17 protein-coding genes and 1 pseudogene are annotated in these 16420 nt (G+C 39.5%); 12 read left to right on the top strand and 6 right to left on the bottom strand.

Translation table 11 applies throughout. From position 1 onward, the window contains the following. The gene (locus ACFQZJ_RS19320; protein ID WP_379936615.1) at positions 1-756 is read right to left on the bottom strand and encodes an alpha/beta hydrolase; all 756 of its coding nucleotides are present in this window, start codon (positions 754-756) and stop codon (positions 1-3) included. Between the two features lie 178 nt (positions 757-934). On the opposite strand from ACFQZJ_RS19320, the gene ACFQZJ_RS19315 reads away from it, so the two are divergent. The 5 genes and pseudogenes from ACFQZJ_RS19315 to ACFQZJ_RS19295 all read left to right on the top strand — a co-directional run bounded on the left by ACFQZJ_RS19315 (position 935) and on the right by ACFQZJ_RS19295 (position 6261). Then, positions 935-1645, top strand: coding sequence for an alpha/beta hydrolase-fold protein (locus ACFQZJ_RS19315; protein ID WP_379936614.1), 711 nt, complete (start codon positions 935-937; stop codon positions 1643-1645). A 211-nt stretch (positions 1646-1856) separates the two neighbouring features. Next, positions 1857-2801: pseudogene (locus ACFQZJ_RS19310) on the top strand (ATP-grasp domain-containing protein); the annotation flags it as partial. Positions 2802-3068: 267 nt separating this feature from the next. Further along, a complete protein-coding gene (locus ACFQZJ_RS19305; RefSeq protein WP_379936613.1) occupies positions 3069-4166 on the top strand; it encodes a carboxylate-amine ligase in 1098 nt (365 codons plus the stop codon). Positions 4167-4231: 65 nt separating this feature from the next. Next, the gene (locus ACFQZJ_RS19300) at positions 4232-5068 is read left to right on the top strand and encodes a type 1 glutamine amidotransferase (protein ID WP_379936612.1); all 837 of its coding nucleotides are present in this window, start codon (positions 4232-4234) and stop codon (positions 5066-5068) included. Beyond that, positions 5065-6261, top strand: coding sequence for a hypothetical protein (locus ACFQZJ_RS19295; protein WP_379936611.1), 1197 nt, complete (start codon positions 5065-5067; stop codon positions 6259-6261). Before ACFQZJ_RS19300 ends, ACFQZJ_RS19295 begins: the two co-directional genes overlap by 4 nt. A 200-nt stretch (positions 6262-6461) precedes the next feature. Here ACFQZJ_RS19295 and ACFQZJ_RS19290 read toward each other — a convergent pair whose 3' ends face one another. Further along, positions 6462-7052 carry a riboflavin synthase gene (locus ACFQZJ_RS19290; RefSeq protein WP_379936610.1) on the bottom strand — a complete coding sequence of 197 codons (591 nt, stop codon included), beginning with the start codon at positions 7050-7052 and terminating at the stop codon, positions 6462-6464. Between the two features lie 139 nt (positions 7053-7191). On the opposite strand from ACFQZJ_RS19290, the gene pdxA reads away from it, so the two are divergent. From pdxA to accC, 6 genes are all read left to right on the top strand, one after another. After that, on the top strand, positions 7192-8238 hold the full coding sequence (gene pdxA, locus ACFQZJ_RS19285; RefSeq protein WP_379936692.1) for a 4-hydroxythreonine-4-phosphate dehydrogenase PdxA: 1047 nt from the start codon (positions 7192-7194) through the stop codon (positions 8236-8238). A gap of 124 nt (positions 8239-8362) precedes the next feature. Next, positions 8363-8893: a YceD family protein gene (locus ACFQZJ_RS19280; RefSeq protein WP_379936609.1), complete on the top strand. Its 531-nt coding sequence runs from the start codon at positions 8363-8365 to the stop codon at positions 8891-8893. 9 nt (positions 8894-8902) lie between these two features. Continuing rightward, the gene (gene rpmF, locus ACFQZJ_RS19275; protein WP_379936608.1) at positions 8903-9100 is read left to right on the top strand and encodes a 50S ribosomal protein L32; all 198 of its coding nucleotides are present in this window, start codon (positions 8903-8905) and stop codon (positions 9098-9100) included. A gap of 235 nt (positions 9101-9335) precedes the next feature. Next, complete coding sequence (locus tag ACFQZJ_RS19270) at positions 9336-10328, top strand: beta-ketoacyl-ACP synthase III (protein ID WP_379936607.1); 993 nt, start codon at positions 9336-9338, stop codon at positions 10326-10328. A 36-nt stretch (positions 10329-10364) separates the two neighbouring features. Further along, on the top strand, positions 10365-10859 hold the full coding sequence (gene accB / locus ACFQZJ_RS19265) for an acetyl-CoA carboxylase biotin carboxyl carrier protein (protein ID WP_379936606.1): 495 nt from the start codon (positions 10365-10367) through the stop codon (positions 10857-10859). 91 nt (positions 10860-10950) lie between these two features. Next, positions 10951-12303: an acetyl-CoA carboxylase biotin carboxylase subunit gene (gene accC / locus ACFQZJ_RS19260; protein WP_379936605.1), complete on the top strand. Its 1353-nt coding sequence runs from the start codon at positions 10951-10953 to the stop codon at positions 12301-12303. A 310-nt stretch (positions 12304-12613) separates the two neighbouring features. Here the strand turns inward: accC and ACFQZJ_RS19255 are convergent, their stop codons facing one another. The 4 genes from ACFQZJ_RS19255 to ACFQZJ_RS19240 all read right to left on the bottom strand — a co-directional run bounded on the left by ACFQZJ_RS19255 (position 12614) and on the right by ACFQZJ_RS19240 (position 15176). Next, complete coding sequence (locus ACFQZJ_RS19255) at positions 12614-12904, bottom strand: STAS-like domain-containing protein (protein ID WP_379936604.1); 291 nt, start codon at positions 12902-12904, stop codon at positions 12614-12616. A 69-nt stretch (positions 12905-12973) separates the two neighbouring features. Continuing rightward, a complete protein-coding gene (locus tag ACFQZJ_RS19250; RefSeq protein WP_379936603.1) occupies positions 12974-13492 on the bottom strand; it encodes a hypothetical protein in 519 nt (172 codons plus the stop codon). A 203-nt stretch (positions 13493-13695) separates the two neighbouring features. Next, a complete protein-coding gene (locus ACFQZJ_RS19245; RefSeq protein WP_379936602.1) occupies positions 13696-13848 on the bottom strand; it encodes a hypothetical protein in 153 nt (50 codons plus the stop codon). Positions 13849-14102: 254 nt separating this feature from the next. Further along, the gene (locus ACFQZJ_RS19240; RefSeq protein WP_379936601.1) at positions 14103-15176 is read right to left on the bottom strand and encodes an IS110 family transposase; all 1074 of its coding nucleotides are present in this window, start codon (positions 15174-15176) and stop codon (positions 14103-14105) included. A gap of 520 nt (positions 15177-15696) precedes the next feature. Here ACFQZJ_RS19240 and ACFQZJ_RS19235 point away from each other — a divergent pair. Then, complete coding sequence (locus tag ACFQZJ_RS19235; protein WP_379936600.1) at positions 15697-16323, top strand: DUF4870 domain-containing protein; 627 nt, start codon at positions 15697-15699, stop codon at positions 16321-16323. Positions 16324-16420: the final 97 nt, after the last annotated feature.

The raw sequence follows: 16420 nt of genomic DNA, 5'->3' as shown, positions 1-16420 counted from the left end.
TTACTGTTTAAAAGCCCATTTCAAAAATTCTGGAAATACAGTTCCCCAAGTCGGTAAATCATGTTTTCCTCCATTGATCTCCAGGTAGGTAATATCACCAGGATAGGAGTAGCCCTTTTTTTCAAGTTCTTTAATTACATCCAATGTGTCATCGATAGCATCTATGATACCGTTGTTGTTGCGGTCCGCTGCTTCATCGGCCGTGCCACATTGAAACCAAAATTTTTGTCCGGCTACATAAGACCTGTTTTTAATGACATCTAAAATAATTCTGCTTCGGTCTAGGGTATCCCCTTTTATGTAAGCTTTTTTGCGCCACCAAAAAGAACCGCTGAACACCCCTACTTTAGCGAAATGAGCAGGGTGGTTGTAAACGATGTCCAAGGCAGACAATCCGCCTAAGGACATGCCGCAAAATACCCAATCCGCTTGTTTTTTAGATAGCTTAAATTCTAGCTTTAAGAAAGGAATGAATTCCTCAATAATAAATTTGGAATATTCTTTGGCTTTGTTCCCCCTGTTTTTGAAATCCGGAATTCCTGCCGTTCCATATTCATTGATTCTATTGTCGTTACAGGAAATACCAACGTAGCAAAAGGGCTTTATGTCCTTGTCGTCAAAAGCCTCGGTTAGTGTTTTTTCCAAGTTCATGGCCGCATAATCTTGACCATCGTTCATAAGCAATACAGGAAATGGCCGCTCGCTTTGGCGGTAATTACCGGGTGCTACGAACCTAAAAACGACTTTCCTATTCAAATTTTTGGAAAAAAAAGAACCTTTTGCACTTATAAAATCGATTTGAAACCCCATGTTTTACGCTTAACGACTGCAAGTATAACGCTAAGTGAAAAATAAAATTCATTATGTCAAAAAATAAATTACTTTTGCGCCCCTTAAATAGTTGAGTATTAATCTATTTACGTAATTTAATACAATGGCAAAAATTGAACATATTCCCTATTACTCCAACACCCTTGGGCGTAACATTATGGTTGAGGTAACAGGGCACTGGGGGCATCCTATTTTAATGTTTCCTTCCTCTGGCGGACAGTATACCCAAAATTCGGATTTCGGACTCAATACTTCCGTAATGCACTTGGTAGAGGAGGGCAGGGTAAAACTCTACAATGTAGAAACGATAGATATGTTGTCTTTTTATGATGACAATATGGATTCTGAGACCAAGATTCATAATTATGAATTGTACATGCAATTTTTAAAGAACGAGTTCATTCCGTTTGTTCAAAAAGAATGTAATACGCATAGAATTGGTGTTGCGGGAGTGAGTTTTGGTGGATTTCATGCCGCCAATGTTGCCTTTCGTTTCCCGGATGTAGTATCCCATTTAATTGGCATGAGCGCGGCATTTAGTATAAGAAACATGACCCCGTATTCAGAGGATATGCGTATTTATTTCAATTGTTCGGCCGAGTTTATGGAGAATGAGGAGGGCTGGAAATACAATCACATGAAGATTGTCTTGGGTACATCCGATTGGGATATTTGTTTGGACAAGAACAAACACATGTCCGGTATACTAAAACGAAAGGGAATTGACCATTGGTACGATGAAAAAAAATGGCAGGATCATGATTGGCCTTTATGGAAAATGATGTTCCCAGAGTATTTGGGGAAGTATTTCTGAGGTTGCTTTATTGGCACCGCCAAAGGGTATAATACCCCGAGGCTTGCCTCGAAATTAAAGGTTCGTTTCCTTCGAATGCCTCGCGGGCTTGCCCCGAGGTAGTTTACTTAGGTAAGTTTACAAGTAAAAAATCAAAATATAAATTAGAGATTCAAGCCTTTACTGAAATGGTTTCAGCGCAAGTGCGGGAATGAAAGTAAATAACAAAATTATGGCAAAAAAGGTAGGTATTTTATTTGGAATGGAAGACACTTTTCCATGGGCCTTTATTGATAAGGTAAATGAAATGGGCAAAGGCGAGGTAATCGCAGAGGCCGTTCAAATAGACAAATTACAGCAAGGTATAGATTACGGGTATCATGTGATCATTGACCGTATTTCTCAAAGTGTTCCTTTTTATCGCGCCTATTTAAAGAATGCTTCTTTAATGGGAACTGCGGTAATCAACAATCCTTTTTGGTGGAGTGCGGACGAAAAGTTCTTTAATAACTGTTTGGCAATGGAACTAGGGGTTCCCGTTCCTAAGACGGTGTTGTTACCGTCTAAGGAAAGACCGGACGACACTTCTGAAACATCTTTCAGAAACTTAAAAGCACCGTTGGATTGGGACTACATGTTCAATTATATAGGCTTTCCAGCGTATATGAAACCGCACGATGGTGGTGGTTGGAAAAACGTATACAAAGTTGATAATGCAGACCACCTTTTTAAGTGTTTGGAAGAAACAGGGCAGTTGGTAATGATGCTTCAAGAAGAAATAGAGTTTGAAGATTATTATAGAGTATACTGTTTAGGTCAAAAATATGTGCACATTATGCCTTATGAGCCTAGAAACGAGTTTCATGCACGTTATGCTACAGAGCCAAAGACGAAAGGAGCAGAGCATACGAAATTAATGGAACTAATTACGGATTATACGTTAAGGCTAAACAAATCACTAGGCTATGATTTTAATACGGTGGAGTTCGCCATACGTAACGGTATTCCTTATGCAATCGATTTTTGTAACCCAGCGCCAGATGCCGATATCAATTCTGTAGGACAAGAGAATTTTGACTGGATCGTGGAGCATTCCGCAAAGCTCGCCATAGAAAAAGCAAAAGCACATAAGCCAAAGAAAAACGGAACTTCTTGGGGCTCTTATGTTACCAATGCGTCTACACCTTTAAAACCTGCGGCAAAAAAAGTAACTTTAAAAACAGCTGCACAAGCAAAAAAGACTGTAGTTAAAAAAGCAATCGTTACCGACAAAAAGATTCCCGTGGCCAAGAAAACAGTTGCGAAAAAAGCAGTTAAAAAGGCACCTGCCAAAGCAAAAGCAGCACCTTTGAAAAAGGCTGCGGCGGTAAAAAAAGCGCCCGCAAAGGCAAAAACTACAGCTAAGAAAACAAAATAGAAAAGCATACCAAAAGCACACACCATCATGCATAAATTCACACTGGGAATAGAGGAAGAATTTCAAATTCTGGACAGCGACAGCTTAAAGCTTCATTCCCAGATGTCGAAGATCATTGATGGCGGAAAAGTATTTTTAAAAGAGCGGATTAAAGAGGAAATGCACCAATCCATGGTAGAAATGGGTACTAATATTTGTGAAAATATTGGTCAGGCCAGGGATGAGGTTTCGTATTTAAGACAACAGATTTTTGAATTGGCCGGAAAAGAAGGGTTGGCGGTAGCAGCCTCTGGCACGCACCCGTATTCTCATTGGAGCGAGCAATTAATAACACCGAACCCAAGATATGATGTGCTTATTGAAGAAATGAAGGATGTGGCGCGTTCCAACCTCATTTTTGGAATGCATGTACATGTCGCCATACCTAACCGGGAAGAGGGTTTGCATATTATGAACGTGGCCCGCTATTTTTTACCACATCTATATGCACTTTCAACAAATTCGCCGTTTTGGGAAGGTAGGGAAACGGGTTTTAAATCCTTCCGTTCCAAGATATTCGATAAATTTCCGAGAACAGGTATCCCGCCTTATTTTGGAAGCGTTTCCGAGTATGATGAATTTGTGAATCTATTAGTAAAGACAAACTGCATAGACAACGGCAAAAAGATATGGTGGGACATCCGGTTGCATCCGTTTTATCCAACCGTTGAGTTCCGTGTTTGTGATATGATCATGACTGTAGATGAGGTGGTGTGTATCGCCGCGCTCATGCAATGCATCATTGCCAAGTTGAGCAAGCTACACCAAAAAAACCAAAGTTTTAGGTCGTATCGCCGTATTTTAATTAATGAAAATAAGTGGCGTGCCGCGCGTTGGGGAGTAGATGCTAAGTTGATAGATTTTGGCAGGCAGGAAGAGGTCGCTTTTCCAACATTGATCAACGAGCTGTTAGAGTTTATAGATGATGTGGTAGATGAACTGGGTTGCCGTACAGAGGTAAACTATGTATACCAAATGCTGGAACAGGGCTCGGGAGCGGACAGGCAATTAAAAGTATATGAGGATACCAAGGACCTTAAAAAAGTAATGGAATACGTAGTGGCCCAAACTAAGAAAGGCTTATAGATTTAGCCATTGATAGGATGGATACGTATACAGACCTACTCTTAAATTAGTTAGACAATAAGTACATGCAAGGAAAATATAAAATTGCTGTTTTGGACATGAATGCAGGACGCCCTAATGAAGGAATGCGCTGTATAAATATGTTGGTGCAACAATTTCTGGACCAGAAGCACATTAAAGGGAGTTATGATGTTTTTGATGTCCGTGTAAAAAATGAGATTCCCAAGTTAAAGGATTACGATATGTTTATATCGTCCGGTGGTCCGGGCACCCCTTTGGTTATGGGCGAACCATGGGAGAACGCCTATTTTAATTTTTTGGATGCGGTATTGCTGCACAATCTTTCCAAGCCCAATAAAAAGCACATGTTTTTAATTTGTCATTCCTTTCAAATGGCTTGTTTGCACTGGGATTTGGCCAAGGTGACCAAACGTAGATCTACTTCTTTCGGAGTTTTGCCTATGCACAAGACAAAAAGCGGGCAGCACGAGGTGCTGTTCCAGGACTTGGACGACCCCTTCTACGCCGTAGACTCCAGAGATTACCAGGTGGTAGGCCCAAAGGAATGGAAGTTGGACAGTTTGGACGGTCAGGTGTTGTGTATTGAGAAGGAACGGCCCAATGTGGCTTTGGAACGCGCAGTAATGGCGATACGGTTTTCAAATGAGATATTTGGCACACAGTTTCACCCAGAGGCAGATGCAGCAGGTATGACTCACTATTTTAAACGGGAGGACAAAAAAGCGATAGTGATCAAGAAATATGGAAAACGAAAATATAAAGACATGTTGGAACATCTTAACGATGATGATAAAATTATGAAAACAAACGCCGTTATTATCCCTAGGTTTTTGAAGCTGGCAGCTGAAGCAATTGAAGCAACAAAATCGCAACTACTATGATCTCAAAAATAAGGGAACAGTTCAATGCGGGATTTAAGGAAGAGTATTACGAAAACCTAAAGAAAGAAGTAGAAGAGACCTACGGCGAGGGCACTGCCTTCCGTTTGTCCGAAACCCCTATTTTTATAGATAAAAAAGTTAAGAGTGAAATATTTGATACCTGTGAAAGTATCATAGACCAATTGTGGCGGTTGGATTTTGAAAAGATCAGGGAGCAGTTCGTGCCCAAGCAAATTCAATCTCCCTCAAAAATCGAAAAGCCGCACTTCTTGGCCATAGATTTTGGACTCTGCGAAGACGGTAACGGTGGCATTAGGCCTCAATTAATAGAGCTGCAGGCCTTTCCTACCTTGTTTTTTTACCAGCCTTTTTTAGGAAAGGCATTTATGAACAATTACCCCACCATGCCCAAAGAGGGACTTCATTACTTTTTTAGTGGCCTGGACGAAAATCAATATATAAACGAGGTGCGTGATGTGATCCTTGCAAACGAGCAGCCAGAACATGTAGTCTTAATGGAGCTATACCCGGAGAAACAAAAGACCAGAATCGATTTTTGGGCTACACAAAAAGCATTGGGCATAGAGGTCGTATGTATGACCAAAATAAAGAAGGAAGGCAAGAACCTGTTCTATGATAAAAACGGGGTAAAAACCCAAATCAAAAGAATATACAACAGGGTTATTTTTGATGAAATCGAACGCACAAAAGATTTAGAAACGGAGTTTAACCTTAATGACGATGTAGATGTGGACTGGGTAACGCATCCAGATTGGTTTTTTATGATATCTAAATGTGTGATGCCCAAATTAAAGCATGCCAACATTCCAAATTCTTTTTATCTAAATGATTTTCCAAAGGATTTCGACCTGGAGAGCTATGTGCTGAAACCGTTGTTTTCTTTTGCGGGATTAGGGATAGACCTTCATCCTACAAAAGAAAAAATTGCTGGCATTTCAGATAAGGAAAATTATATTCTTCAAGAAAAAGTAACCTACGCGTCGGCCATAAAGACTAAATCCGAAAAAAATTCAAAAGGAGAAATACGCATCCTATACATCTGGGACAAGAAAAACGACCGCCTAAAACCTGTCATAAATTTAGGTCGTATGAGCAAAGGAGAGTTGATCAACGTTTCCCATAATACAGAAGAAACCTGGATAGGATCTTCTATCGGTTTTTTTGAACAGTAATCTTCATTCTTAAAAGGGTAGATTTTTCACTCCCTCTTTGGGAATGAGCTTTTGCTAAAAAAGAAACTGATTTTATGCGACATCTAGAAGTTAAATTGGTATAATACAAGTATAACACCCCAAGCATCTCTACTGCGCTCGATATGGCCACAGATAGAATTAACTTTTTTAGCCCTGAATTATGCCAAAATTTTTACTTTCTAGCCGCGAACCTGCATCAACTTCGCCACATACTTCCCGATTACATCAAACTCAAGATTCACAACTGTACCTTTCTCGTAGGAATTGAACCTTGTGTTGTTGTATGTATAGGGTATAATGGCCACTTGGAAGGTGTTTACACCTGAATTTACCACGGTAAGGCTGGTGCCATCAATAGTTATGGATCCTTTTTCAATGGTCGGGTTGCCTTTAGATGGGTCATATTCAAAAGAGAAAAACCAACTACCATCTTTCTCTGTAACGTTTGTACAGACCCCTGTCTGGTCTACATGGCCTTGAACTAGGTGGCCGTCTAAGCGGGAACCCAAGATCATTGCCCGTTCAAGGTTTACGCGATCACCGACCTTTAAATTCTTTAGACTTGTCTTTTGTAGCGTTTCCTCGATTGCCGTTACAGTATAATGGTCTCCTTCGATCGCCACTACGGTCAAACAAACCCCATTATGCGCTACACTTTGGTCAATTTTTAGTTCTGACGTAATGTTGGATTTTATGGTAATGTCAAGATTGCCTGCGTTCGTATGCAAACGAGCGACTTCTCCTAAGGTTTCAATAATACCTGTAAACATGTATCGTTTTTATTAAGTAGTTTTGTGCTTGCTTTTAAATGGCACAATAAATTGATTTGATATAGCCCTTTAACCTCTTCTTTGGAGAGGACAAACTGAAAAAACGGTTTTGAACGGGGATACAAAGGTAAAGATTATCATGGAGGAAAACAGGAAAATACGTTTAGGGATATCTATTGGGGATTTGAATGGGATTGGCTGTGAGGTTGCGCTAAAAACATTTGAGGATAGTAGAATGTTGGATTTTTGTACGCCCATATTTTTCGCTTCCAACAAGACCATTTCGCACCAAATGAAGGTTTTGGATATCAATATTGTATTTAATGGCATACCTTCTCCGGACAAGGCAATAGATGGGAAAGTAAATATTGTGAACGTTTGGAGGGAAATCCCTAATATCCGGTTTGGAGAGGCAACCGAGGAGGCAGGTAAGTTTGCCATACAATCCTTAAAAGCTGCCGTAGCTGCATTAAAAGAGGGCGTTATCGATGTTTTGGTTACCGCCCCCATTAATAAGAACAATATTCAATCCGACGAATTCAAGTTTCCAGGCCATACAGACTACCTAGCACAGGAGCTAGGTGGCGAAAGCCTTATGTTCATGGTAACGGACGAGCTTAAAGTTGGCCTGCTTACCGATCATGTTGCGGTTAAGGATGTGGCCTCCGCCATTATCCCAAGATTGATACGCGACAAGGTAAACACCATTGAAAAATCCCTTATGATGGATTTTGGTATTCGCAGACCGCGCATTGCCCTTTTAGGAATAAACCCACATAGCGGGGATAACGGCGTTATAGGAAAAGAGGATGACGAGGTGTTGAAACCCGTTATTAAGGAAATGGCAAATAATGGTCATTTGGTTTACGGGCCATATTCCGCAGATAGTTTTTTTGGCTCCGATGGGTATAAGAAATTCGATGCTATTTTAGCCGCGTACCATGATCAGGGACTTATTCCTTTTAAGACCTTGTCTTTTGGTAAAGGTGTTAATTTCACCGCCGGCCTGGACAAGGTACGCACCTCGCCGGACCATGGTACTGCTTATGAAATAGCCGGTCAGGGCAAGGCGGACCATAGTTCGTTCAAAGAAGCAGTGTTTACCGGAATCGCTATTTTTAAGAATAGGACCGAGTATAAAGGTCTCACGGAAAACGTCCTTAAAAAACAACGAATGAAGCGTTGACCGCAACATTTTTTGACGCTAAATCGCATCAAGATAAATAGTTGATAACTATTGGCATTTATTAAAATAATAGTATCTTTGCACCCGCCTTTTAAGGTAAGGTTTATAATTTAAGTTGTACACAATGAAGCAAAAGGAGTATACTATTCCTTTCTCTGGATTGAAGCAAGGAAAGCACAACTTTAATTTTGAAATTGATAAAACGTTCTTTGATTCTTTTGAATACGATGATTTTAACGATGCCAAAATCAGTGTAGCGGTTCTTTTAAACAAGGCATCTACGATGATGGAGCTAGATTTTGAGGCTTCCGGCAGCGTAAATGTAAATTGCGACATCACAAGCGAACCTTATGACCAAGCTATAGCTTCGGAGTTAAGACTGATCGTAAAGTTCGGGGATGAATATAATGATGAGGACGATGAAATCCTTATCCTTCCCCACGGCGAGCATGAATTGGATACGGCGCAGTTCATTTATGAAATGTCGGTACTGGCAGTTCCTCAGAAAAGAGTGCATCCCGGCATTGCGGACGGCACCTTAAAGTCTGATGTTCTGGATAGGCTCCAAGAGCTTCAACCAAAAGAAAAAGAAGGGAATACGGAAGAAAACGACCCAAGATGGGACGAATTGAAAAAACTATTAACGGATAAATAAAGTTTTATAATGGCACATCCTAAAAGAAAAATTTCCAGAACTAGGAGAGATAAGAGAAGAACACATTACAAAGCGGTCGCCCCTACATTGGCTACCGATTCCACGACCGGGGAAATGCACTTGTTCCATAGAGCACACTGGCACGAAGGTAAATTATATTACAGAGGCCAGGTATTGGTCGACAAAACAGAAGATGTAGAAGCATAGAAGCTTTTGATCTTGCTATAGAACTCCCACCTTTAAACAGGGTAGGGAGTTTTTTTTCGTTATATACTATTGTAAAAGTTTGGGGATTATAACGGATTATCTTCGCCAGCCTTGGTTTTTACAGCAGTATTTTTTTAAAAACCGATAGGTTATAAGTTAAAAGTCAGCTAAAATTCTTAATTTTCACCACTTTTTGACCTGTTTTTGAACGGTTTTATACAAAAGCAATTTAAATATGACCAAAATAACAGCTGCTATTACCGCTGTGGGTGGCTATGTTCCCCAATTTGTTCTCACCAATAAAATGCTTGAGGGCATGGTAGACACCAATGATGAGTGGATTACCACTAGAACAGGAATAAAAGAAAGAAGGGTCCTAAAAAAGGAAGAAGGGGAAGGCACCTCTTATTTGGCCATTAAAGCGGCCAAGGACCTTATGGAAAAAAGAAAGCTCGATCCGGAAGAGATAGACCTGGTCATTGTAGCAACCGCTACGCCAGATAGTATGGTGGCGTCCACAGCGGCTTTTGTTGCTTCGGAGATCGGCGCTAAAAATGCATTTGCTTATGATCTATTGGCTGCATGTTCCAGTTTTCTTTTTGGAATGTCTACCGTGGCGGCCTACATAGAGAGCGGGCGTTATAAAAAGGTGTTGTTGATCGGCGCGGATAAAATGTCCTCTATCTTGGATTATACAGACCGTACTACGTGTATCATTTTTGGAGACGGTGCCGGTGCGGTACTTTTTGAACCGAATACGGAGGGACTGGGATTACAGGACGAATATTTACGGGCAGACGGTTCCGGAAGACTATTTCTTGGAATGGAAGGCGGTGGCTCTATTATGCCGGCGACCATAGAATCCGTAACCAATAAAAAGCACTATATATTTCAGGAAGGGAAAACGGTATTCAAATTTGCCGTTTCCAATATGGCCGATGTAGCGGAACGCATCATGGCCCAGAACAACCTAAGTAGTTCCGATGTAGCCTGGTTGGTACCACATCAAGCGAACAAGCGAATTATTGATGCGACTGCAAACCGTATGGGCGTGGACCATTCCAAAGTAATGATGAACATTCAGCGTTATGGGAACACCACCTCTGGAACCTTACCTTTACTGTTGCACGATTACGAAAAGCAGCTCAAAAAAGGGGATAATCTTGTTTTTGCTGCCTTTGGCGGCGGCTTTACATGGGGCTCGATATATTTAAAATGGGCCTACTAATTTATTAAACCACCACCTAAATACATATTTTACACTATGGATATTAAAGAAATACAAAGCCTGATCAAATTTGTAGCCAAATCTGGCGCAAGTGAAGTAAAATTGGAAACGGACGATATTAAAATTACGATTCGTACCGGAAGCCTTGGCTCCAACGAGCCTACATACGTGCAATCCCTGCCTATGGCACAACCACAAATGACGGCCGCTATGCCAGTTGCTGCACCTGCGGAAACACCTGCTGCACCGGTTGCCCCTACTAGCGAAGTTGCCGCCGATGACGAGTCTAAATATATTACGATCAAATCCCCGATCATTGGAACATTCTACAGAAAACCGGCTCCTGACAAACCTTTGTTCGTTGAGGTAGGCGATACAATTGCTGCAGGAGATGTATTGTGCGTTATAGAGGCAATGAAATTGTTCAACGACATAGAATCCGAAGTTTCTGGAAAAATAGTTAAGGTATTGGTAGATGATTCTTCCCCTGTTGAGTTTGACCAACCTTTATTCTTGGTAGACCCATCTTAATGTTAAGTTTAGAAGTTTTACTGTTCTCGGTGTAATAGGTTGATATTGGTGCACTGGACTACTAAACCATAAACTCTTAAACTCAAATACTATGTTCAAAAAAATACTGATAGCAAATAGAGGAGAGATTGCCTTGCGCGTAATACGTACCTGCAAGGAAATGGGCATTAAGACCGTGGCCGTTTACTCCAAGGCAGACGAAGAAAGCCTGCACGTGCGTTTTGCGGACGAAGCTGTTTGCATAGGCCCCGCTCCAAGTAGTGAATCCTACCTTAAAATCCCCAACATCATAGCCGCTGCCGAAATTACCAATGCAGATGCTATACATCCGGGGTACGGATTCTTATCCGAAAATTCCAAATTTTCCAGAATATGTGCGGAGCATGATATTAAGTTTATTGGCGCTTCGGGCGATCAAATAGACCGCATGGGAGACAAGGCTACGGCCAAGGCTACTATGAAAGAGGCAGGAGTCCCGTGTGTGCCAGGGTCTGCAGGGCTATTGAAAGATGTTGCAGACGCCAAAAAAATAGCCGCTAAAATGGGCTATCCCGTTATGATCAAAGCTACGGCCGGTGGTGGTGGTAAAGGAATGCGAGCCGTTTGGTCCGAAGATAAAATGGAGGAGCTTTTTGAGAGTGCCGTACAAGAATCTACCGCGGCTTTTGGAAATGGGGGTATGTACATGGAAAAGCTCATAGAAGAGCCCAGACATATAGAAATACAAGTGGTGGGCGACCAGTACGGCAAAGCCTGTCATTTATCCGAACGGGATTGTTCGGTACAAAGACGGCACCAAAAACTTACGGAGGAGACCCCTTCTCCTTTTATGACGGATAAGCTTCGCGATGCTATGGGCGATGCTGCGGTAAAAGCAGCGGAATATATAAAATACGAAGGAGCCGGTACCGTAGAATTTTTGGTAGACAAACACCGGAAGTTCTATTTTATGGAAATGAACACACGTATTCAGGTAGAGCATCCGATTACGGAACAGGTAATTGATTATGATCTTATCCGGGAACAAATTTTAGTGGCGGCAGGTGTTCCGATCTCGGGCAAGAACTACTATCCCAAACTACACTCTATAGAGTGCAGGATCAATGCGGAAGACCCTTACAACAACTTTAGGCCTTCACCGGGTAAGATTACCACCCTTCATATTCCTGGAGGTCATGGTGTGCGTATGGATACCCACGTATATAGTGGTTACAGCATACCGCCCAACTACGACTCCATGATCGCCAAGTTGATTACTACGGCACAGACCCGCGAAGAGGCGATCAATAAGATGAAACGCGCTTTGGACGAGTTTGTCATCGAAGGTATAAAAACAACGATTCCTTTCCATAGACAATTGATGGAACATCCGGATTATCTGGCCGGAAACTATACCACGGCTTTTATGGACGATTTTGTCATGGCCCCGGAACCAAAGGATTAAAGAGTATAAAAACTCCGGCCAGTAGGTCGGAGTTTTTTTTTGAGATAAGCAAAGTATGTATTTCTGGCAGTAGCTCCAAGGCGTGTTGTTGCATTTTTACGAATAAAATATGTTAGGTTGGGCGCAGTCGAAGTCCATTATTTATTTTTCTATTGGTTTCCCAAAAATTTAATCATCACATTATAGAAATGAATAGTCTTTTACAGATTCCCGTAAGTACCTATTTGTGATTTTGGTATCTTAGTTTTTAAAATAGGTATATAGAAACTTGTTACTATATTCTGTTGTTGGGGCACAAGCTATCAGCAAATTAGGCCAAAAACAAATCTCTATATTCTTTGATATATTTATTAAATCTTTCGAACTGAGTTTTCGACCCCTTGAATTTTAGAGTCTTTCTAAAATTAGAAAAACCATAAGCGTCTAGGAATTCACCAACCGAAGAATTAAGGAAAGATGACGATAATGACAAATCAGAATCAACTTGTAAAATGATTGTTTGATTGTTAAGAAAAGCATTTTTCAAATGATTGAACAAAACAAAACCCTCATCTACTGAACTTGAATTTTTCACTATGTCTTTTAAAATCAAGGTTTTCATAAGAAAAAATATTTAAATCATAACGTTCAAATTCCGTGCAAAAGTATACATAAATATAATAAACTTTTGCTAAAAGCCGAATATATCATCCGTTTCATCCTTCTCTTCAAAGGTATTTAGGTCAATTTCTACCTTAATTAAGGTTCCTTTAAAGTTAAAATCTAAATTACCAGCCTTATACATTTCTCCAGCTTTTTTGAATACTAAACCATCATTAGATATTATTTGAAGGACACCGTTGGAGCTTTCAGTTAGCTCTAATAAATTATTCAAACCGAAACCTCGGTTTCTTGGTGTTGATTTTATTGAAAACCCCTTTTCTAAAGACTTCAAAATTGCTTTCCATCCTTCATAATTGAGGCTGTCTTCCAAATTAGCATTTTTGATTGAATTTGGTATTCCAACACCAAAATCACAAACAGAAAATGATATTTTATTGTTCCTTGGGTAATATTGGGTTATAATATAACCAGTAACTGGAGATTTTGAATGGTCAAAAATATTGTTAAACACTTCGTCCATATTGGCTGACATTGGAATTAAATCCTTATTATCAGTAAATCTTTCAAAATACTTTCTTGCATACATTGAATAGGAGTATATCATATTTTCGGAAATCTTCCATAAACATAATGTCGTTTGATTATAAGACAAAGTGAACTTGCTTCTATCAAAACCATCTTTCCAATATTCTTTAAACTTGATATTGAACAAATGATTATTGAAACCTTCCGTTCCTCCTGTAAATGATATATCACACTTGGTAATGTAAAAACTTTCAATTAAACATGCTAGAATGAATCATCCGTCTCCATAAATCGGACATCATTGAAGTCCACCACCAAAGAATCTATATCATCCGTATTTTGAATACTTTCGTTAACAAATTTGAACCAATCTTCGGCTCTTTGAGACGAAGGGACTTTTAAAATATACGTGTTCATAATTAACTTTATAATCAAATATAGAGAAAAGCCAGTGGCTAACAATACCTAAACTTAATGCGGACTTTAGGGCAAAACCGAATGGTCTGTGTATATTTATGAAGTCGCTAAATCTTATTGATTTAGCTTTGGATAGTAAAAAATAAAACTAAACAATAAGCTTTAGCTTCGTGCTACGACGGAAACAAAAGGTTTCCTTGCCTCCGCACTACGCTTAGCTAAACCGTTAAAAAACAAGTTTTTTCTTTAAAATTTTAGGAAACAAGTTGAGCAATCAATTTGTTATCCTGCGCAGCAAGGGCTTCATGCTTTTGCTGCTTTTTTGTTTCAAACTTTGCATCGTAAACTTCTTCGTTTTTCCATAAGGTGTACATCAATATCAACAGCTTTCTCTGGACCGCTACCAAGGCCACCAGTGGCTTTGCTTTTTTAGGCTTAAGTCTATTGTAAAAAACCTTCAATGTTGGATTACAACGCACACAAGTCATCGATGGCATATGTAATGCCGCCCTGATGTGACTATTACCTCGTTTACTAATCCTAGTCTTGCCTTTAAAATTACCAGATTCTCTTAACACGACATCATAACCTGCATAACTTGTAAGTTGTTTTGCATTCACTATGGATTCAAAACCTAAGGTCTCCCCTACTACACCAGCTGCTGATTTGAAAGAGATACCAGGGATACTGGTCAGAAAACCGATCTTTCTTTCCAGCTCTTCACTTTTAGATACCAATTCTTGCATCTCTTCTTCGATAATGGCTATCTGGGCCTTGAGAAGCTTCAATCTGTTATTATGTCTTTTCAAAGCTTTGGAGTTGCTATGAACACTACACGAAATAGCGCCTTGACGATTGGTCTCTACCGTTCTATCCTTTAACAAAGAGCTACGCTCCCTGCTCAAACCTTTTAGTTGTTGTAGCTCTTCACTGGGCGGTTGCCAAAGACGGATATTCCTTTCCAGACCCAGCATACTGAGCATTCTACTATCTAAAGCATCTGTCTTTGAACGCTGATCTAAACTCTGCGCATAACGCTTTACACGACCTGACTGCATCACACTAACAGCATAACCTTTATCATGCAGATAATGCGCTATACCTTGATGATACACTCCTGTAGCTTCCATAACTATCAAAAAATCAACACTACTATCAACTGATTTTTTTAACCATTTCAAAAGCATTTTGTAGCCTGACACATCATTTGACACATCTTCATGTGAGAGAAACTCTTTCGCTAAGGTATCTGTTAGAAAACCTAAGGACAGTGACAAATTTAACTTTGAAACATCAATACCTAAACTTTGTTTTAAACGCTTTTCCATATCATTTATTTAAAGCTTGAATTCTCTTTAGCATCTTTGCTCGCATTTGATTCGATCTCTGCTCTATAGGATCTAGGTACTGTTCAGACTCTAAGAAAATTATAGAAGGGTGGGATTTCTATGAAACGATATCATTTTTCAATGTATCTGGCCGAGAACTCGCTATCCCTTCTATTTAAGCTTGTTATTAAATATCTAAGCTAATGATTTAAAGCATTAGCTTAAGAAGAGTATGAAACCAATGCAACGATATCATCTAAATGTATCTAGCCGAACCTCGAAATCACTCTCCTTTTTAAACCAGTTCATTGTTCTAAATATCTTATCTTCATATTAAATACCAAACATACGAGCTAAACCGTTGTACGCAAGCTTGAAAAAGCTTAGGGCTATAAATAAACCTAGTACAAGCCAACCAAAATGGATATTGACAAAAATGTCGTAAAGATGTCGGTATTATGACATTATCAAAAAGAGTAGGACTTCATAATTTTGTTTCATAATAATTAACTTAAGTATTATGCAGGAACAAAATTTAGGTAATCGAGTAAAGAAACTTAGAAACATTCAAAGAATATCTCAGGAGTTTCTGGCTGAAGAATCGGGTTTAAGCATACGGACTATCCAAAGAATCGAAAAAGGCGAAACCGCTCCAAATGGAGATACATGCCAAAAATTGGCCGTTGCTTTGAAAGTCAGTCCCAATGAACTATTAGAATGGACTGCTGTGGAAGATATTGATTTTCTAAAGAAATTAAACCTATCAGCCCTAACATTCATATTTTTTCCAATACTCGGAATATTAGTGCCAACCTTAATGTGGGTTTCAAAAAAAGACAAGATAAAAGATATCGATAGAATAGCTAAAGAGGTAATTAACTTTGAAATTACCTGGGTAATCTTGTTCTTTCTTATTCCTTTATTCATCAAACCTCTTTTATTTTCATTAATTGAGCCAATACTAAATATTATTAACGATGGGTCATACGTAAATTTTGGGTATGACCATTGGACAGATGCAAAAATCATTTGGATACTTATGTATTTAGCAAATATTACTTTCATAATGCTCAATACGTTTCGAATTCAGGATGGAAAAAAATTGAAATATTTCCCTTCTATTAAGTTTTTAAAAATGGTTTCTTAGCAGAACGGAAAAAGCCAGAGTACAACACAAGTAACCGTTGCACAAGTCATTAATCCCGAAAAAAACGGATTCATATAAGGCGCTCTGCGGTGCTTTT

The sequence above is a fragment of the Maribacter chungangensis genome (assembly GCF_042676845.1).
GTDB lineage: Bacteria > Bacteroidota > Bacteroidia > Flavobacteriales > Flavobacteriaceae > Maribacter > Maribacter chungangensis.
The sequence above is the reverse complement of the archived record's forward strand: the minus strand, read 5'-3'. Positions and strand labels throughout refer to the sequence as shown.